Raw genomic sequence first — 19,269 nt, 5'->3', positions numbered from 1 at the left:
GGTTGAATCAATACGAAGCCCTTCCGGACGACGTGGTCGCTCAAGAAAAGCGTTGGCAAGCTATGAAACGTTGGGTACAGAAAAAACCTAACTTTCAAGCTCATGAAGGTGCGTTTAAAGGGCAAATGGGCGAAGGAAAAGCGAAAAGTGCACCTTTAGGCCAATTCGCCAAAGGACTAAATCAATTAATAATGACCCCGAATTATCTCTAATAAAAACTTGTTTTTGTTAGAGATGATGAGGGCGAACCGAACGAAAGTGAGGTTGAAAAATAACTTCGTGTCTGCCCAAAAGACGGTTTTTTTATTCAACCTCAATAAACTTGACACATACAAAAGATTTCCTTCGTTTAACTTAGCAATGAAGTCTGCTATAATAAAAAAGAACTTATACGGAAAGAAGGAAATGAAGTATGACGAGGATTAGTCGTTTGCGAGAAAAAATGAAACAAGAAAATTTGGACGCTTTTTTAATTACGAGCCCTTATAATTTACGCTATTTTACTAATTTTACTGGAACAACGGGGTTAGCTGTTGTAACAAATGAACAAGCTTTCTTTGTTACGGATTTTCGTTACACTCAACAAGCTGCAAAACAAGCGCAAGATTTTGAAATTGTAAAAAATAGTGGAAGTATTTTTGCGACAGTAGCTGAGCTTGTACAACACACACAAGTAAATACGCTTGCCTTTGAGGAAGATTATATTACTTTTTCAGAGTATGGCTTGCTAAAGGAACTAATGACAACGACTAACTTAGTACCAATTTCTGGTCTTTTAGAAGGTTTACGAGAGGTAAAAGAAGAAAAAGAAATTGAAGCTATTCAACAAGCTTGCAATATTGCTGATCAAGGATTTGATCATATTCTGAAGATGATTAAACCGGGAATGACTGAAATCGAAGTGGCCAATCAGTTAGATTTTTTCATGCGTTCGTTGGGTGCTAGTGGCGTTTCTTTTGAAACAATCGTAGCTTCTGGAGCGCGCGCAGCTATGCCACATGGTGTGGCTAGCCAAAAAAGAATTGAACAAGGCGACATCATTACACTAGATTTTGGATGTTACTATGATGGCTATGTGTCGGATATGACACGCACCTTTGCCATTGGTGACCCTGGAGAAAAAATGAAAGAAATTTATCAAATTGTACTCGATGCGCAATTAAAAGTGATTGAAGCAGCCCAACCGGGAGTCAGCGGGATCGAATTGGATGCTGTGGCTCGCGATTATATTACTTCATTTGGTTATGGAGAAGCTTTTGGACACTCAACAGGACATGGTATTGGCTTAGATATTCATGAGGGACCAAACGTTTCTTCACGTGCCGATAAAACATTTGTATCTGGTAATGTTATTACGGATGAACCTGGTATTTATCTACCAGAAACTGGTGGTGTCAGAATTGAGGATGATTTATTAATTACTTCTGTTGGTAATGAAGTACTAACGCATTCTCCTAAAGAATTGATTATCTTATAATTTTATCAAGCTTTGATGATTAATGAGTGTTAGCGTGGCTTATCTACCAATGAAATGATAGAATAAAGACTACAAGATAGTCCTAAAATGGAGGAATCTAAATGGCTGATGAAAAAAATTTTGTTTTGGATGCAAATCAGGAATTAGGAGAAATTGTGATTGCTCCTGAAGTGATTGAAGTAATTATCGGGATCGCTGCTTCAAACGTTGAAGGGGTTTATCGCATGCAAGGAAACTTTGCCAATGGCGTAACAGAATTACTAGGACGCTCTACTTATGGTAAAGGTGTTTACTTAACTATGGATGAAGATGGAATTAAAGTAGATATTTATACTTATATGAAATATGGCGTTTCTGTGCCTAAAGTTGCAATGGATATACAGAACCGAGTAAAAGAACAGGTCTTATTCATGACAGACGTTGAACTTGCTGAAGTCAATATTCATGTAGTAGCAGTGGTTCCAGAAAAAACGGAGCAATTGAATGTAGAAGATTTTTTTGAAAATGATGAGGAAGAAAATGAGTAAAGAACTAGCAAGACATGAAATTCGAAAAAAAGCAGTGCAAGCTTTGTTTCCCCTAGACGTAAACCAGGCACTGGAAAAAACAAATGCGATTACTGCTGCATTGGAATTAGAACAAGATGAAATGGTGGATGATGAACAAGAGCATTTTGTTCCTGAGTATTTAGATTTTCTAGTTACTGGCGTCTGTGATAAAAAAGCAGTACTTGATGAAAAAATTGAACAACATCTGCGTAAGGGCTGGCGTTTTGAAAGGCTAGCCAAAATCGATGTCATTATTTTACGCATTGGATTATATGAAATGTTGTATGTAGAAGATGTTCCTAACAAAGTGGCATTAAATGAATCTGTTGAATTAGCCAAAACATTTAGCGATGAACAATCACGTAAATTTATTAATGGTATTTTATCGACTGTAAATACAGAGATGGAAGCTAGCTAAACAGCTAGCTTCTTTTGTTGAAAAGAAAAAGTTGTGCTAAAATAAACAAATAATATGGGGAGTGATGTGTAAATGGCGCAATTAATTAACGGTAGAGAATTAGCAGATAATTTGCAAGAACAGATGCGTCTAGAAGTTGATGTATTAAAAAAACAAGGAGTCTTTCCTGGGTTAGTTGTTTTTTTAGTAGGAGATGATCCAGCAAGTAAAACTTATATAAAAAATAAGGAAATTGCATCGCAAAAAATTGGGATTCAATCAACTGTGGAAAATTATCCTTCAGATATTAGTGAAGAAAAATTATTAGCGGAAATAGAAAAGTATAATAACGATCCTAATTACCATGGAATTTTAGTACAGTTACCATTACCAGGCCATATTGATGAAGAAAAAGTATTACTTGCTATTGATCCTAAAAAAGATGTAGATGGGTTTCATCCGATGAATATGGGAAAACTTTTGCTAGGGCAACCGCAAACATTACCATGCACCCCTTATGGTATTATGAAAATGTTTGAAGCATATGAAATTCATTTAGAGGGGAAACACGCGATCGTTATTGGTCGCAGTAACATTGTCGGCAAGCCAATGGCTCAATTGTTACTAGCTAAAAACGCCACTGTAACGATGGCTCATTCCCATACCAAAGATTTGCCAGCTTTAGCTAAACAAGCAGATGTGATCGTATCTGCAGTGGGCAAGGGTAACTTTGTTACGAAAGATTTTGTGAAAGAAGGAGCAGTAGTGATCGATGTGGGGATGAACCGTGATGAAAACGGCAAACGAATTGGGGATGTGAATTTTGTTGAAGTAGAGCCCAAAGCTAGTTTTATTACTCCTGTCCCTAAAGGAGTGGGTCCAATGACGATTACCATGCTGATGCAGCAAACGATTGAAGCTTGTAAACGTCAGGAGTTTAATTAACGATGGAATATTTAACTGTCAGTGCACTTACTAAGTATATAAAAAGAAAATTTGATGCGGATCCATATTTAGAAAAAGTATTTTTAACAGGAGAAATATCAAATTTTCGTTTACGTCCCAACCACCAATATTTTAGTATCAAAGATGATCAAGCAAAAATTTCAGCGGTAATGTTTAAAAATGCCTTCCGTAAATTAAATTTTCAACCAGAAGAAGGAATGAAGGTTATGGTGGTAGGCCGTATTTCAATTTATGAAACAACTGGAAATTATCAGATTTATATTGACCAAATGGAACCTGATGGCATTGGAGCTTTATATCAAGCATACGAACAGTTGAAAAAAAAGTTAGAAAATGAAGGCTTATTTCATTTACCGAAAAAGGCATTGCCTAAGTTTCCTAAAAAAATTGCTGTTTTGACGAGCCCTAGTGGCGCTGTCATTCGAGATATTATTACGACAACTAAAAGAAGATATCCTATTGCTCAAGTTGTCTTATTTCCAACTGTTGTTCAAGGTGAAAAGGCAGCAGATGATGTTGTTAGAAATATTCAACGCGTAGAAAAAGAAGAAAATTTCGACGCTGTGATTATTGGCCGTGGTGGAGGATCAATCGAGGATTTGTGGCCATTTAATGAAGAACGTGTCGCTAGGGCTATTGTTGCATGTAATATTCCTGTGATTTCTTCTGTTGGGCATGAAACAGATACAACAATTGCGGATCTGGTGGCAGATGTTCGTGCCGCAACCCCGACGGCTGCTGCTGAATTAGCTGTACCAGTTTTAACAGAAGAAATTATGCGAATTGAAGAAAAACAAGCTCGCTTACAACAAGCATATACTCGACAGATTCAGCGAAAACAGGAGCGTTTTGAAAGAATACAAAATTCTTATATTTTTCGTCAACCGGAGCGTTTGTATGAAGCACAATCCATCAAGTTGGATCAGTTGAATCAACGGATAAATCAAATACTACAACGTATAGTTTATGAAAAACAAAAAGCTTATACACAAATAGCATCTCGTTTGTATCAGTCAGCTCCTACAACAAAAGTAAAAGAAAAAAAACAAGAAGTGGACTATTTACAAGAACAATTAAAAAATCAAGCTCAACAAGCGATGAGTAAAAAACGACAATCTTTTGAACAGATGGTGCACGCTTTAGATTTGTTAAGTCCTCTAAAAGTGATGGGAAGAGGATATAGTTACACAACTAAGCAAGAAAAAGTCATAAAATCTGTGCAAGAATTATCGCAAAACGATACACTACAAGTACATTATAAAGATGGACAAGTCCAAACAAAAGTAACAGATGTTAAGGAGGATGAAGATGACAGAGGCAACATTTGAAGAATCTTTAGAAGAATTAGAAAAAATTGTGACCCGCTTGGAACAAGGGGACGTTTCTTTAGAAGAAGCTTTAGATTCTTTTCAAAAAGGGATGGAGCTAAGTAAACAATGCAAGGAAACTCTGTCTAAAGCAGAAAAAACATTAACAAAAATGATGACAGAAGAAGAAAAAGAAGTACCGTTTGAAGAGGAAGAAGAATGAGTTCTTTATTTGGGCTACAAGAAAATGAATTACCTAAAGTTGAAAAACAAATCAAAAAGTTTATTCATAACTACATTTCTAATGAACAATTAAAAGAAAGTATGTTGTATTCCGTGAATGCTGGAGGTAAACGGCTGCGTCCCTTGTTAGTGTTAGCTACTGTGCATGATTTTGAACAGGAATTATCTTTATCCTCATATCAAATTGCATCTGCTTTAGAGATGGTTCACACTTATTCTCTTATTCATGATGACTTGCCAGCGATGGATGATGATGATCTACGACGCGGTAACCCCACAAATCATATGGTTTTTGGGGAAGGTTTAGCGATTCTAGCTGGTGATGCATTATTAACAGGCGCTTTTGAACTAATAACTAGAACGGAGACAACTTCTAAGAAAAAAAACCAACTTTTGCAGTTACTCGCTAGCGCAGCTGGACCTAGTGGAATGGTCGCTGGGCAGGTGGAGGATATTCAAAGTGAGCAGGTGAGACTTTCCTTTGCAGAGCTAGCGAATCTTCATCAAAAAAAGACAGGGGCCTTGATCCGCTTTGCTGTAGTTAGTGGAGGGATTTTAACGGAACAAAGTGATGTGGTTTTAGCTCAATTAAGTGAATTTGCTGACCATTTGGGATTAGCTTTTCAAATTAGAGATGATTTACTTGATGAATTAGCCACTACAAAGCAGTTGGGCAAGAAAACGCAAAAAGATAATATTGCAGGGAAAAATACATTTCCAGCATTGTTAGGCATAGAAGAGGCAAAATTAGCACTCGAAGAACAACTAAGGCAAGCGCGTAATGCTCTTGAAGAAATCACTAATGAAAATTTTACTCCCAGGTTGTTACAAGAGGTTATAAAGTTATTTGAACTGGAAAGAGGCAGTGAATGAAAAAAGAGCGGGTAGATAGTTTGGCTTTTCAGCAAGGTCTTTTTGCTACAAGAGAACAGGCCAAAAGAGGGATTATGGCAGGTATGGTCTATACAAAAGAAAATCAACGGTTAGATAAGCCTGGAGAAAAGATTCAGCAAGATACTATCTTAAAAATCATTGGAGAACAGCTCCCCTACGTCTCTCGTGGTGGATTGAAATTAGAAAGAGCATTAAAGATATTTGATTTTAATGTAAAAGGTAAAATATTACTTGATATTGGTGCTTCTACTGGTGGATTTACAGATTGTGCATTACAATATGGGGCAAAATTAAGCTATGCTCTTGATGTAGGATATAATCAACTAGCTTGGAAAATAAGACAAGATCCACGTGTTGTTGTAATGGAGAGGGTAAATTTTCGTTATTGTACTCCTTCCGATTTTACGCAAGGAATACCTGAAGTCGCGACGATTGATGTTTCTTTTATTTCCTTAAAAAAAATACTACCTGCTTTGTATTCGATACTTACAAGTGATGCAGAAGTAATGGCTTTAATTAAGCCGCAATTTGAAGCAGGGAAAAACTCTGTGGGGAAAAAAGGAATCATCCACGATGCTAATGTACATCAAGAAGTGTTAACAGATGTCGTAAACTTTACTTTAGGTGAAAGCTTTGATGTACGAGCACTAAGTTATTCACCGATCACAGGTGGCCAGGGTAATATTGAATTTATTGCTCATTTAAAAAAAGCGGAAGATCTAGGTATAAACCGAGAAGATAAAAGCATCGCTGAAGTAGTAAATGAAGCGCATGAGGCATTAGACAAATAACAAAGCAGGGGCAATAGAATTCGACAATGCTTATTTGCAATCATTGTGGGAATGAAATGCCTCAGCTTTTTTATTTTGTTTTTTTATACGGAATGGGATTTTTTGTTCTAACTTTCCTTATCATTTAAAATAGGTTATGATAAATAGGAAAACAAGAATATTCACTTAAAAATAAAGGGAAAAGGAGGCATAATGTGAAAAAAGAAGAACGGCATCAACTCATTATCCAATTATTAGAAAAAGAAAATATTCAAAAACAAGAGGAATTGGTAAAGGCTTTGCAAGAACGTGATATTGCAGTAACACAAGCAACTGTATCAAGAGACATTAAAGAATTAAAATTGATTAAAGTTCCCGCCACAGGAGATGGTTATCGTTATAGTCTTCCTGTAGAATCAGACGAGGAAATGAATGAAAAACTAACTAAATTAATAAAAAATGCTTTTGTGTCACTGGACCATATGGACAAGTTTGTCACCTTAAAAACCTTGCCCGGCAATGCTTCTGCCATTGCTAATTTGATCGATAAACGTTTTACTAAAGAGCTGTTTGCTATTTTAAATGATGACGATAATATTTTGATGATCACAAAGACAACTCAAGCTAGAGAACGCTTATTTCAAGAGCTGCAAAAGTATATCTAATAAGGGGTGTTACATATGTTGTTAGAGTTGTCTATTGAAAATTTTGCCATTATAGAAGACCTTCATTTAACCTTTCATAAAGGAATGACGGCATTAACTGGAGAAACTGGAGCTGGTAAGTCAATTATTATTGATGCAATGGGATTACTAGCAGGTGGGAGAGGTTCGATAGATTACATTCGTCAGGGAAAACAAAAGTGTGTATTAGAAGGGCTTTTTGAATTACCTAAATTGTCTTCTTTTAATACATTGTTAGAGGAATTGGGAATTGATCAACAAGATGAATTACTAATTATTCAACGTGAAATCACAAATTCTGGCAAAAGCATTTGTCGTGTAAATGGTAGAATGGTGAACCTAGGAAACTTAAAAAGAATTGGAAACTACTTAGTAGATATTCAGGGACAAAATGAGCATCAAGACCTTTTGCAGCCAGAAAAACACTTACAGATGGTTGATAATTTTGGTTCGCAGAATTTTAAAGATCAGTTAGCTGTTTTTAAAGAAAAATATAGTGAATTTCGTGAACTCGAAAGAAAAGTTCGAGATATACAAGAAAACGAACAGTCCTATATTCAGCGAATTGATATGTTGAAATTTCAAAAACAAGAAATTGAAGAAGCGGATTTACAAATAGATGAGGAAGAGAAACTAGTAGAAGAACGAGACAAGTTAGTAAATTTCCAAAAAATTGTAGATGCCTTTGCTAAAAGTCATGAGGCTTTAGCCTCAGAAACCGAAAATAGCTTAGATGGAATCGGAGTTGTAGCTCAAGAATTACAAGAAGTAGCTCATTTGGATAAAGAATATGAACAAATTAACGAAAATGTTCAAAATGCGTATTATTTATTACAAGATGCTGCTGGAGAGATTTCTGATACATTGGATCAGTTGGAGTTAGATGAAGGACGTTTGGAAGAAGTTAATGCACGTTTAGAAGTGATTCGTCAGTTAAAGCGCAAGTATGGGGATTCAATAGATGCAATTTTAAGTTATTATAAAAAAATTTCAGAAGAATTAACTCAAGCAGGTGATACAGAAAACCATTTAGAGGAAATGCAAGCTAAGTTAGATAAACAGAATGACGAAATTTGGAAAATGGCTGAAAAATTGCATGCTCAACGAAAAAAAGTTGCACGTCAATTAGAAAAAGATATTCTACAGGAATTAGCAGACTTATATCTTGAAAATGCTCAGTTCGAGGTTCGATTTTCTGAAGAAAAGCATTTAAATCAAACAGGGTTTGATAAAATTGAATTTTATTTAACAACTAATCTAGGTGAACCTGTAAAACCACTCGCTAAAGTCGCTTCTGGGGGAGAATTATCACGTATATTGCTAGCTTTAAAATCAATTTTTTCTAGAGCTCAAGAAAAAACAAGTATCGTTTTTGATGAAGTAGATACTGGGGTTAGTGGGCGAGTTGCACAAGCTATCGCAGAAAAAATTAGCGGAATTGCTTATAACTCACAAGTTCTTTGCATTACGCATTTGCCACAAGTTGCCGCAGTCGGTGATTATCAATATCTTATTAATAAGGAAATACAAAATGAAAGAACACGAACAGTGGTCAAAGAAATTAACGAGACTAAACGTATCCAAGAGATTGCACGAATGCTATCAGGAACTGAGATCACTGAATTAACAATGGAAAACGCCAAAGAAATGTTGGCAAAAGCCGGTAAAATTGCATAAAAAACACAGCTTCCAAAAAAGAAGCTGTGTTGCAAATTTTATAGGAGAGCTGTAACAGCACTTAATACGATAGTGCCAACGGTTACGATCAACATAATCCATATGACAACTTTCATAATTTTCGAAAAAGTGTTGGTTGGCTTTTTGTCCCGCATATTTATTCATCCTTTTAATATTTTAGTGATAGTTTACAACTTAAGCGACTAGAAAACAAGGAAATACCTCAAGGATATTATAAAAGACTTTTTTTCTTTAAAATTTTTACCGCAATCCAGCTAATGATAATGGTAACTAACATAATAGCCCAAAAAGTATTGTGATATGTGTCTAGCGGTAGTTTAACGTTCATGCCATAAATTCCGCTAATAATTGTTGGTATAGTCAGAACTAAGGTGATTGAAGTTAAAATTTTCATGACATTATTTAAATTATTAGAAACAACAGACGAAAAAGTATCATTCATATGTGTCGCAAATTTTAGTTGGATGCTTGCTGAAGTTAAAGATTGCTTTGTTTCCTCAATAACATCTCGTAAATGGTGTTTAAATGCATGATGTCCCTTTAATTGAATTAGTTCTGTATTGGATAAAGCTTTTAAAGTGTCCAAATTAGCTGAGGTTGCTTCATCAAAAGAGACTAGACTTTTTTGAACATCCATAATTTGATATAATTGTTCATTTTGTGTGGAAACTTTAATCTGTTTTTCCAAGCGATCTAAATGATCCTTTGTAGTTTTTAAACGATTATTAAAAGAAAGGACTACTTGCCATAAAATTTCTAATGCAATATTCATTTCAGGGACATTATCGTTGGGTTTGAAGTAATGATTTTTAATTGCTTGAAAAAATGGCAAGAAATAATTAGCTATTGTAATGATTCTATTTTCTGGCGTTATAATTAAGGATAACGGATAAGTTTCGAACTGTTGAAAACCTGAAGGGCTTTGGACTTCGTAAGGAAACTGTAAGAGCAAAAGTGCGGCCTTTTTCATATGTTGTTGATTTAATCCTTCGCTGCGAGAGTTTTCTTCATCGTCTAAAACAGCTGTTAAGTAATCTTTAGGCAAGTGATAGTTTTTTCGCAAAGTGTCGATTTCTTGGGTACTTGGTTTTTCAACATGGATCCATAAAGTATTTTGTTTGAGCGTCTCCTGTCTCGCCAAGTAGTTTTCATCAAATGTATAATAATAAAGCATGTTGTCCCCCTCCTTTGTTGCGTCGTATCTATTTTACCAGAAATAAAAAAACAATAATATAATTTAGAATCTCAAAAGAAACTATTTTAGAAAGGGCTCCTTTATGACTATATTTTCTCCGATTTATTTATTTTGGTATGTATTTCCTGTCATTGTTTTACTTGCAGGGAAATTATGCGTTACTGCTTTCTCGTTAAAAAAAAGATTTCGTTTAAAAGCTGTTGACTTATCTGTGCCATTTTTGCTAGTAGGTATTCATCGACTTTCAAGTCTTAGCTTTCGGTTCTCCATTTTTCCTTATTTTTTACTCACTCTCTTTTTGTTGGGAATTGCTTTAGCTATTTTACATGCTTATTATTTTGATGCCATTGATTACCGACGCTTTTTTAGAATGTATTGGCGTTTGGTTTTTTTGCTTACTTTACTTTTGTATATAGTGCTAATTGTCTTTAGTATAATCCAATCATTTTAAACTTTTTTAAGAAAAAGTTTTTTAAAAGACTTTGAAAAATCTCGCTATGCCCGATATTTCCTTTTGGTAAAAAATAGTCAAAAAAGTTCTTCAGCAATTTCATACAAAATGTGGTAGAAAGTGGGGGATTGTGGTAGACTGTGTTTATCAGGTGGTAATCGGAGGGATTAAGATGCTAATGGGTGAATTTCAACACTCGATAGACACAAAAGGTCGTTTGATCATACCTTCCAAGCTCCGTGAGCAACTAGGTGAAACATTTGTTGTAACACGAGGTTTAGATGGGTGTCTATTTGGCTATCCTCTGACTGAATGGGAGAAGTTAGAAGAAAAATTAGATCAAATGCCTCTTGCTAAAAAAGACGCAAGAAGTTTTGTACGTTTCTTTTATTCCGCAGCCACTGAATGTGAAATTGATAAACAAGGTCGTATTAATATTCCAACGACTTTGAGAAAGCACGCGAGTTTAGAAAAACGTTGTGTGATTATTGGAGTTTCTACCCGTATTGAAATTTGGGATGAACAACGTTGGAACGATTTTTCTGAAAAAACAGAAGAAAATTTTGACGATATTGCCGAATCAATGATTGATTTTGGTTTGTAGAAAGAGGCAGTTAGATGGTAATGTTTCAACATTTTACCGTAATGAAACAAGAAACTGTAGACAATTTAAATATTGACCCACATGGCATTTATGTTGATTGTACTTTAGGTGGGGGCGGTCACAGTCAATATTTATTAGAACAGTTAGCATCTGATGGACATTTATATGCGTTTGATCAAGATCAACAAGCAATTGATTATGCTAAGGTTCATTTACAGGATTATATAAAAAATGGTCAAGTAACGTTCATAAAAAAGAATTTTCGCTTTTTAAAAGAAGAACTTGAAGCATTAAACGTGCAAAAAGTAAATGGTATTTTTTATGATTTAGGCGTTTCTTCTCCCCAGTTGGATGAAGCTAGCCGTGGGTTTAGCTACCATCAAGAAGCTCCTCTTGACATGCGAATGGACCAAAACCAAGCATTATCTGCTTACGAAATTATCAATGAATATGATTATCAACAATTAGTAAAAATATTTTTTCGTTATGGAGAAGAACGGTTCTCTAAACAAATTGCTCGTAAGGTTGAAATAGCTCGTCAAAACCAGCCAATTGAAACTACTACCCAATTAGTAGATATTATAAAATCAGCTATCCCCGCTCCTGCAAGAAGAAAAGGAGGGCACCCCGCAAAAAGAGTATTTCAAGCTATTCGAATTGCGGTAAATGATGAGTTAGGTGCAATTGAAGATTCCTTGGAACAGGCAATTCCATTATTAACAAAAAATGGACGCGTCGCTGTTCTTACCTTTCATTCTTTAGAAGATCGTATTGTTAAAAATATATTTAAAGAATATAGCCGAGCAAAGGAAACACCCCCTGGTCTTCCTATAATACCAGAAGAGTTTCAGCCTATACTTTTTAATGTAACAAAAAAACCAATGCTTCCTAATGAAGAGGAAGTCCAAAAAAATAATCGTTCACGTAGTGCCAAATTGCGTGTAGCTGAAAAGATAAAGGAGGAGTAAAACCAATGGCAGAACTGAAAGCACAAGATGCTTCTTACGAAATGGAAGATGAACTATCGCAAGAAGAGATGGATACTCAACCGTCGGATACTCCTAATCGACCGGATGTGGTGGTCGTTCCTTTATCCCCTAGCCGTAAATTGTCAAAAATTTCCCGCTTGGAAAAGATTTTAGTTGCTGGTTTGTTAGTGGCGTTAATTGGTTTAGGTTTGTTGACCATTAGTTTACGAACTTCTATTAGTGAGGTTGAACAAGACGTTTCCTCCTTGCAAGAAAATGTGAATCAAGGTGAAGAAGAAGTGACACGTTTACAACAAGAAAAAAATGAGTTGTCTAAAAGCGAACGAATTCAAGAAATTGCTGAAGATCAGGGGCTATCTATTGATAGTGATCATTTAAGGAAAGTGAATTAAATGCGTATGATAGAAAAAATCCGGCAATACTTTAAAAAGAAAAATTTGTCTACAAGGAACAATCGCAAAAAAGTAGGAATTATTCTCTTTGCTACGAGTATTGGATTGTTCTTTTTATTTGTCGCACGGTTAAGTTATATTGTTGTTGTAGGTGACGTTGCCGGGGAATCATTAGAAACACGAACAAAAAATTTATATCAAGGTTCAGAAGTTGTAAAAGCCAAACGAGGTACAATTTATGATCGTAATGGTGAAGCTATAGCTGAAGATGCAACTTCTTACTCTTTATACGCCGTTTTGTCAGAAAATTATAGAAATGGCGACGAAAAATTATATGCCGAACAAAAAAACTTTGAGAAGTTAGCAGAAATTATCTCAGATACAGTTGAAGATGTAGATGAAGACGACACGCTCGATGTGTTAGAAGAAGGGGCTGAAGAAGATAGATACCAAGTAGATATTCCTAATGCTAAAAGTATAAGCTTGCAGCAAAGAGAAGAAATCGAAAGCGAGATGGAAGATCAGGATATTGCTGGGTTATATTTTACAGAACATCCATCTAGAATTTACCCTAATGGAGTATTTTCGTCTCATTTTATAGGTTATGCTGACGTTCAAAATGAGGAGGATACGGATCAAGAAAGTCTTGTTGGGCGTATGGGGATTGAAAAAGATTATGATGATATCCTTAAAGGAAAAGACGGAAGAATTATTTATCAAAAAGATAATTACCAAAATCCGTTGCCTGGTACTGTTGCTGAATCACAAGCAGCTGTTGATGGACAAGATATTTATACAACTTTAGATAGTCGATTACAAAGCTATCTAGAAACATTGATGGATCAAGCGTGGGAAGATGTAGATGCCCAAGACATGACAGCCGTATTGATGGATGCTGAATCAGGCGAAATTGTTTCCATGTCACAACGACCTACTTTTAATCCGGAAACAAAAAGAGGAATCAATGACGAAGACTTTGTTTGGTCTAATTTGTTTGTGGAAGACAATTATGAGCCTGGTTCTACTATGAAAATAATGACAGTGGCTAGTGCAATTGATAATGGGGTTTTTGACCCTGATGAGACGTATGAACCTGGGGAAATAGACTTACTTGATGCTACAATTAGAGATTGGGACTATCAAAGAGGAGCTAAACCAAGTTTAACGATGCGTCAAGCCTTATCATGGTCAAGTAATGTAGGAATGGTCAAGTTAGAACAGCGGATGAAAGAAGGCTGGCAACGTTCTTTACAAGAGTTTGGATTTGGCAGAAGTACTCATTCAGGACTTTCTGGCGAAAAGAGTGGAACTTTGCCAGAAGATAATGTCGTTAGTCATGCGATGACATCTTTTGGACAAGCTATTGGTGTTACTCAATTCCAAATGCTACAAGCATTTAGTGCTATCGCTAATGATGGAGAAATGTTAAAACCGCAAGTTATCGACAAGATTGTTGATGAAGCGAATAATGATCAAACGGTGACAGAACCAGAAGTTGTAGGTCATCCTGTTTCTGAAGAGGCGACAGAAGACGTGCGTGAATATATGAGAGATACAGTGGAAAGTGAAGAGTACGGAACTGCTTATGATCAGTATAGGGTGCCAAATGAAAATGTTTCTGCTAAAACAGGAACAGCACAAATTTCTCAAGATGGTAGTTATCTTAATGGGCAAGGAGACTACTTACACTCTGTTGTTTTAATGACTCCTTCTGAAGACCCACAATATGTGATGTATCTTACGTTGGATCGACCGGACCAAGAGGATACAGATGTATTACCAAGTATAGCAAATCCATTATTAGAGCGGGCTATGGATCTTCATGATGTTGATGAAACGGAAGAAAACGAAGAAACTAGTAATGAAGAAGTTGAAGTAGAAGATTAACGTAACTTAGATGCCGATGCTGCAGTTAGTAATGTGCAAAAAATGAAAGTTGAATTTGAGGGAGAAAATTATGTACCGAACAGAGCGTTGCAGTTTATAATCAAATTACAGATGATAATTAAGTTTTACATTAGCCGATAATGAAAGTTAAAAATTTACGATAAATGATATATTGGATATAGGGAGAGAAAGAATATGGATTGGACAAAAATGATTCTGCCGATTGCGAGTGGTTTTGCGATAACAGTCATCTTAACGCCATTATTTATTGGTTATTTCCAGATGAAAAAATATGGACAAGAGATCCGTGAAGAAGGGCCGAAATGGCATAACGTAAAAGCTGGAACTCCGACAATGGGTGGTCTCGTTTTTTTAGTTGGTTCAGTTATTACGAGCGTTTGGGTTGGTCTATGGCAAACAGAGCTGACCCCATCGCTTTTAATTTTGCTTTTTGTTTTAATGCTTTATGGTTTATTAGGTTTTCTAGATGATTTTATCAAAGTGTTCAAAAAACAAAATATGGGCTTAACATCAATGCAAAAGTTGATAGGACAAATCGTAGGTGCGCTTGTCTTTTATTTGGTTTTTTTGTATGAAGGAAACATAAATACGTTAAACTTTTTTGGTCTAGCTGTTCCATTATCCGTTTTTTATGGATTGTTCGTCATATTTTGGTTAGTTGGTTTTTCCAACGCTGTAAATTTAGCTGATGGGATTGATGGGCTCGTTTCAGGACTTGCAATCATTTCTTTTACGACTTATGCAATAATTGCTTGGTACCAGAACCAATTAGATATTTTAATCGTTTGCTTAAGTGTAGTAGGAGCCTTAGTAGGTTTCTTTCTTTATAACCGTAAACCAGCTAAGATTTTCATGGGGGATGTAGGTTCTCTTGCTTTAGGTGGTTTGTTGGCAGCTATTTCTATTCTTTTACATCAGGAATGGACCTTGTTACTTATTGGAATGATCTATGTGATTGAAACAGCAAGTGTCATCTTACAAGTGGTTAGTTTCAAATTAACAGGAAAACGTCTGTTTAAAATGTCGCCTATTCATCATCATTTTGAAATGGGCGGCTGGTCTGAATGGAAAATTGATGGTATATTTTGGACGACCGCTTTTATTTTTTCTCTTATTACTTTAATCATTTGTTTAAATTAATGAAATAAAAATAGCAGTTAATACTTGCAGGAGATGAAAAAGTTGAAAAACGTTACAACCTATCAAAATAAAAAAATACTTGTTTTGGGATTAGCTAAAAGCGGGGTGAGTGCGGCCAAAACATTACATGAGTTGGGCGCATTTGTTACCGTTAATGACGGAAAACCGTTTAAAGAAAACCCAGAAGCCCAAGATTTATTAGCTTTAGGGATCAAAGTGATTTGTGGCAGTCATCCAATTGAGCTGTTAGACGAGGATTTTTTTATGATGGTGAAAAATCCTGGCATTCCTTATACTCACCCATTAGTTCAAAAAGCACAAGAAAAAGGGCTTCCTATTATTACGGAAGTCGAACTAGCTTACCAAATTGCTGAAGCTCCAGTCATTGCTATTACTGGAACAAATGGCAAGACAACCACTACCACTATGATAGAGCATATTTTAAATGCTGGTATGGTTGATTCTAAAGCACATTTGGCAGGGAATATTGGCTATCCAGCAAGTACAATAGCAAAAAAAGTCGAAAGTAATGATTGTCTTGTAATGGAGATATCGAGTTTCCAATTAATGGGGACTGAACAGTTTCATCCTAAAATTGCTGTACTTACTAATTTATATGAAGCCCATTTAGATTATCATGGCAGCTGGGAAAACTATGTAGCTGCTAAATGGCGAATTCAGCAAAATATGAGTTATGATGATTCTCTCGTTTTAAATTGGGATCAAAAAGAGATTCGAGAATTAGCACAAAAGACAAAGGCCAAAGTGATTCCATTTTCTACTAAAGAAGTAGTAAATGGGGCTTATTTATATCATGGCCAACTTTATTATAAGGATGAAGCTATTCTGGCAGCTGATGAAATTGGAATACCAGGCACCCATAATATAGAAAACGCACTAACAGCTATTGCGACAGCTGCTCTTTGGGGAATAAATGTTCAAACTATTGCAGATACTTTACGTAGTTTTTCAGGCGTTAAGCACCGTACGCAATATATTGGCAAAGTGGATGATATTGCGTTTTACAATGATTCTAAAGCAACGAATATTTTGGCAACACAAAAAGCTTTAGAAGGTTTTGATCCGCATAAACTTATTTTATTGTGTGGTGGTTTAGATCGAGGCAATGATTTTGATCCATTGGTTTCTTCATTAAGTGGTATCAAAGCGATAGTATTATTTGGCCAAACAAAATATAAACTGGAAGAAGCTGCTCAAAAAGCAGGTATTACTAGCATATATTTTGCTGAAAATGCTGAAACAGCAGTAAATACTGCCTTTGAACTAGGGGAAAGAGGCGATGCCGTTTTGTTGTCTCCTGCTAATGCAAGTTGGGACCAATATGATAATTTTGAAATTCGCGGAGAACGTTTTATGTCAGCAGTTGAACAGTTGAGGCAAATGAAAAGGAGCAGTCAATGAGAGTACTAGTCACAGGTGGCGGCACAGGTGGTCACATCTATCCAGGGTTAGCTTTTATTAATTATGTAAAAAGTGTAGAGCCCGATTCTAGTTTTTTATACGTGGGGGCAGAACGAGGAATGGAGAATAAGATTTTGCCCCAAACAGATATCCCTTTTTTAACACTAGAAGTTCAAGGGTTTAAACGTAAGTTGACGTTTGAAAATTTGAAGACCATTCAATTATTTTTAAAAAGTATTAAGCAAGCAAAAAGAATCATAAGTGATTTTCAACCAGATGTAGTCCTTGGTACTGGGGGCTATGTTTCTGGGGCCGTTGTTTATGCTGCTGCAAAGTTAGGGGTTCCTACAGTAGTTCACGAACAAAATAGTGTTCCAGGAATTACAAATAAATTTTTAGCGCGTTATGTGGATAAAATTGGACTTGCTTTTTCTGATGCATCCCAGTATTTCCCTAAAAATAAAACGATACTAGTGGGAAATCCAAGGGCTCAAGAAGTAGTAGGGATGCAACCGTCAGACGTGTTACATAAATTTGATTTAGACCCGGCAAAAAAGACAGTTTTAATATTTGGGGGTAGCCAAGGGGCGTTAAAAGTTAACCAAGCTGTTGTCGCAGCTCTTCCTGAGTTTGCTAAAAAGGATTATCAAGTACTATATGCTTCTGGTGAACGTTACTATGAAGAAATTAATGAATCGATTGGTATGAACAAAGATGCTTTTACTAATATTAGTATCCAACCTTATATCAAAAATATGACAGAAGTAATGGTAAATTGTGATTTATTGGTTGGACGAGCAGGAGCAACTTCGATTGCAGAGTTTACTGGTTTAGGATTACCAGCTGTATTAATCCCGAGTCCTTATGTAACAAATGACCATCAAACAAAAAATGCGATGAGTTTAGTTAAAGAAGGAGCAGCAAAAATGCTCCAAGATGACGAATTAACCGCAGAAAACTTAGTGGCTACTGTGGACGAAATTATGGAAGATGAAGCCCTTTTGCAACAAATGATAGAGCAAACAAAAAAGCAAGGCATTCCTGATGCTTCTAAACGCTTATACCAATTTATTCAAACCATTATTTAATAACAGTAAAGCCAAACTTAGCAAAGGAGGCGAATACCATCAGTAAAAAAGGAATATTTAACCGTAATTCTTCAAAAAAAAGAGAAGAAGAGAATGAAGAGAATTTAACTCCTTGGCAAAAAGAACACCAACGATACTTAAAAGAAAAAGATGGAAGCGGAGAAAAAGAAGAGACAAGTAAACCAACAAATCCTGCGGAAATTTCTGAAGAAAACCAAGAAGGAGATTTTACGGAAAATAATAATGACCAAGAACAAGGAAAGGACAAGTCTACTTCTTTTACTGATCGTCTGCCTAAGCTAAAAAGTCATCATAAACAATTACATAAGCGTTTATTTATACTCATCACGCTTTTTACTATTCCTCTACTTGTCACCCTTTATTATATTTCTCCTTTAAATAGTTTATCTAAAGTAGAGGTGGAGGGAAACCAAAATATTGATTCACAAGAAATTATTGCTTCTTCTGATTTGCAAGTAGGCCAGAAATTATGGAGTCAGTATTTGGATCGCGAAGAGTTTACCAGAAAAATTGTTCAGGAGCTTCCTAGAGTGAAAAATGCTGAAATTAAGTTTTCTGCATTAAATCAATTTACAATTGATGTTACTGAGCACGAAGAGGTTTCCTTATTGGCTGAGGATAAAAAGTATTATCCTATTTTAGAAAATGGAGAGGTAGTTAGACAACCAGAGGAAAGGGCAGATGAAAATAAAGTCATTTTAGAAAACTTTAACTCTCAAAACCAAATTATGCCGACGATTGAAAATTATTATAATCTCCCGGATGAAATCCAAAGTGACGTTTCACAAATCAACTACACACCTTCAAGAAATAATGAAGAGTTATTAACGATTTTTATGAACGATGGAAACCGGGTAATAGTAAACATTTCTAATATGGAGCAACAAATGCAATACTATCCACAAGTAGCACAAGAAATGGATGATAATGGTATTGTTGATATGGAAGTTGGCATTTTTGTACGTCCATATGATGAAAATTCAACAGAAGACGAACAGGATGGAAACGAAGCTGAGTAAAAATATAATTTTTAGGCTAAATATCTGAATATTTTTCATTAACTTCTTTCTCAAAAC

General features: G+C 35.6%; 20 protein-coding genes and 2 pseudogenes. 20 read left to right on the top strand and 2 right to left on the bottom strand.

All coding sequences use genetic code 11. The features are described 5' to 3' along the window. The 11 genes and pseudogenes from G577_RS0103500 to recN all read left to right on the top strand — a co-directional run. Positions 1 to 212, top strand: a pseudogene (locus G577_RS0103500) (ISLre2-like element ISTeha1 family transposase); the annotation flags it as partial. 200 nt (positions 213 to 412) lie between these two features. Then, positions 413 to 1,477 carry a M24 family metallopeptidase gene (locus G577_RS0103495; RefSeq protein WP_028789986.1) on the top strand — a complete coding sequence of 355 codons (1,065 nt, stop codon included), beginning with the start codon at positions 413 to 415 and terminating at the stop codon, positions 1,475 to 1,477. Positions 1,478 to 1,578: 101 nt separating this feature from the next. Continuing rightward, positions 1,579 to 2,004, top strand: a complete 426-nt coding sequence (locus G577_RS0103490) for an Asp23/Gls24 family envelope stress response protein (RefSeq protein ID WP_028789985.1) — start codon at positions 1,579 to 1,581, stop codon at positions 2,002 to 2,004. Further along, the gene (nusB, locus tag G577_RS0103485; protein WP_028789984.1) at positions 1,997 to 2,443 is read left to right on the top strand and encodes a transcription antitermination factor NusB; all 447 of its coding nucleotides are present in this window, start codon (positions 1,997 to 1,999) and stop codon (positions 2,441 to 2,443) included. The genes G577_RS0103490 and nusB overlap by 8 nt, the downstream gene beginning before the upstream one ends. Before the next feature lie 72 nt (positions 2,444 to 2,515). Beyond that, complete coding sequence (locus tag G577_RS0103480; RefSeq protein ID WP_028789983.1) at positions 2,516 to 3,367, top strand: bifunctional methylenetetrahydrofolate dehydrogenase/methenyltetrahydrofolate cyclohydrolase; 852 nt, start codon at positions 2,516 to 2,518, stop codon at positions 3,365 to 3,367. A 2-nt stretch (positions 3,368 to 3,369) separates the two neighbouring features. Next, on the top strand, positions 3,370 to 4,716 hold the full coding sequence (xseA, locus tag G577_RS0103475) for an exodeoxyribonuclease VII large subunit (RefSeq protein WP_028789982.1): 1,347 nt from the start codon (positions 3,370 to 3,372) through the stop codon (positions 4,714 to 4,716). Beyond that, complete coding sequence (locus G577_RS0103470) at positions 4,697 to 4,918, top strand: exodeoxyribonuclease VII small subunit (protein WP_028789981.1); 222 nt, start codon at positions 4,697 to 4,699, stop codon at positions 4,916 to 4,918. The genes xseA and G577_RS0103470 overlap by 20 nt, the downstream gene beginning before the upstream one ends. Next, positions 4,915 to 5,811 (top strand): polyprenyl synthetase family protein, encoded by an 897-nt coding sequence (locus G577_RS0103465; protein WP_028789980.1) that lies wholly within the window; start codon positions 4,915 to 4,917, stop codon positions 5,809 to 5,811. Before G577_RS0103470 ends, G577_RS0103465 begins: the two co-directional genes overlap by 4 nt. Continuing rightward, positions 5,808 to 6,623 carry a TlyA family RNA methyltransferase gene (locus G577_RS0103460; protein ID WP_028789979.1) on the top strand — a complete coding sequence of 272 codons (816 nt, stop codon included), beginning with the start codon at positions 5,808 to 5,810 and terminating at the stop codon, positions 6,621 to 6,623. The genes G577_RS0103465 and G577_RS0103460 overlap by 4 nt, the downstream gene beginning before the upstream one ends. 194 nt (positions 6,624 to 6,817) lie before the next feature. Beyond that, positions 6,818 to 7,267 carry an arginine repressor gene (locus tag G577_RS0103455; protein ID WP_028789978.1) on the top strand — a complete coding sequence of 150 codons (450 nt, stop codon included), beginning with the start codon at positions 6,818 to 6,820 and terminating at the stop codon, positions 7,265 to 7,267. Positions 7,268 to 7,282: 15 nt separating this feature from the next. Beyond that, entirely contained in the window at positions 7,283 to 8,962 is a 1,680-nt protein-coding gene (gene recN / locus G577_RS0103450) for a DNA repair protein RecN (protein WP_028789977.1), read from the top strand. Between the two features lie 38 nt (positions 8,963 to 9,000). On the opposite strand, the gene G577_RS11755 is transcribed toward recN, so the two are convergent. Then, positions 9,001 to 9,117, bottom strand: coding sequence for a DUF4044 domain-containing protein (locus G577_RS11755; protein ID WP_081675722.1), 117 nt, complete (start codon positions 9,115 to 9,117; stop codon positions 9,001 to 9,003). Between the two features lie 77 nt (positions 9,118 to 9,194). After that, positions 9,195 to 10,157: a magnesium transporter CorA family protein gene (locus G577_RS0103440; protein ID WP_028789976.1), complete on the bottom strand. Its 963-nt coding sequence runs from the start codon at positions 10,155 to 10,157 to the stop codon at positions 9,195 to 9,197. Between the two features lie 103 nt (positions 10,158 to 10,260). Here G577_RS0103440 and G577_RS0103435 point away from each other — a divergent pair, with 103 nt between their 5' ends. From G577_RS0103435 to G577_RS12625, 9 genes and pseudogenes are all read left to right on the top strand, one after another. After that, on the top strand, positions 10,261 to 10,629 hold the full coding sequence (locus G577_RS0103435) for a DUF3397 domain-containing protein (RefSeq protein WP_028789975.1): 369 nt from the start codon (positions 10,261 to 10,263) through the stop codon (positions 10,627 to 10,629). 172 nt (positions 10,630 to 10,801) lie between these two features. Further along, a complete protein-coding gene (gene mraZ, locus G577_RS0103430; protein WP_028789974.1) occupies positions 10,802 to 11,233 on the top strand; it encodes a division/cell wall cluster transcriptional repressor MraZ in 432 nt (143 codons plus the stop codon). A gap of 14 nt (positions 11,234 to 11,247) precedes the next feature. Further along, positions 11,248 to 12,201, top strand: a complete 954-nt coding sequence (rsmH, locus tag G577_RS0103425; protein WP_028789973.1) for a 16S rRNA (cytosine(1402)-N(4))-methyltransferase RsmH — start codon at positions 11,248 to 11,250, stop codon at positions 12,199 to 12,201. 5 nt (positions 12,202 to 12,206) lie between these two features. Beyond that, positions 12,207 to 12,614: a cell division protein FtsL gene (gene ftsL, locus G577_RS0103420; RefSeq protein ID WP_028789972.1), complete on the top strand. Its 408-nt coding sequence runs from the start codon at positions 12,207 to 12,209 to the stop codon at positions 12,612 to 12,614. Next, positions 12,615 to 14,498 (top strand): annotated as a pseudogene (locus G577_RS10975) (penicillin-binding transpeptidase domain-containing protein); the annotation flags it as partial. A gap of 198 nt (positions 14,499 to 14,696) precedes the next feature. Beyond that, positions 14,697 to 15,662 (top strand): phospho-N-acetylmuramoyl-pentapeptide-transferase, encoded by a 966-nt coding sequence (gene mraY, locus G577_RS0103410; protein WP_028789971.1) that lies wholly within the window; start codon positions 14,697 to 14,699, stop codon positions 15,660 to 15,662. Positions 15,663 to 15,704: 42 nt separating this feature from the next. Continuing rightward, positions 15,705 to 17,084 (top strand): UDP-N-acetylmuramoyl-L-alanine--D-glutamate ligase, encoded by a 1,380-nt coding sequence (gene murD, locus G577_RS0103405; RefSeq protein ID WP_028789970.1) that lies wholly within the window; start codon positions 15,705 to 15,707, stop codon positions 17,082 to 17,084. Further along, the gene (murG, locus tag G577_RS0103400; protein WP_028789969.1) at positions 17,081 to 18,172 is read left to right on the top strand and encodes an undecaprenyldiphospho-muramoylpentapeptide beta-N-acetylglucosaminyltransferase; all 1,092 of its coding nucleotides are present in this window, start codon (positions 17,081 to 17,083) and stop codon (positions 18,170 to 18,172) included. The genes murD and murG overlap by 4 nt, the downstream gene beginning before the upstream one ends. Further along, complete coding sequence (locus G577_RS12625; protein WP_342341849.1) at positions 18,145 to 19,212, top strand: cell division protein FtsQ/DivIB; 1,068 nt, start codon at positions 18,145 to 18,147, stop codon at positions 19,210 to 19,212. Before murG ends, G577_RS12625 begins: the two co-directional genes overlap by 28 nt. Positions 19,213 to 19,269 lie beyond the last annotated feature (57 nt).

The sequence above is a fragment of the Tetragenococcus muriaticus DSM 15685 genome (assembly GCF_000423785.1).
GTDB classification, from domain to species: domain Bacteria; phylum Bacillota; class Bacilli; order Lactobacillales; family Enterococcaceae; genus Tetragenococcus; species Tetragenococcus muriaticus.
The sequence above is the reverse complement of the archived record's forward strand: the minus strand, read 5'-3'. Positions and strand labels throughout refer to the sequence as shown.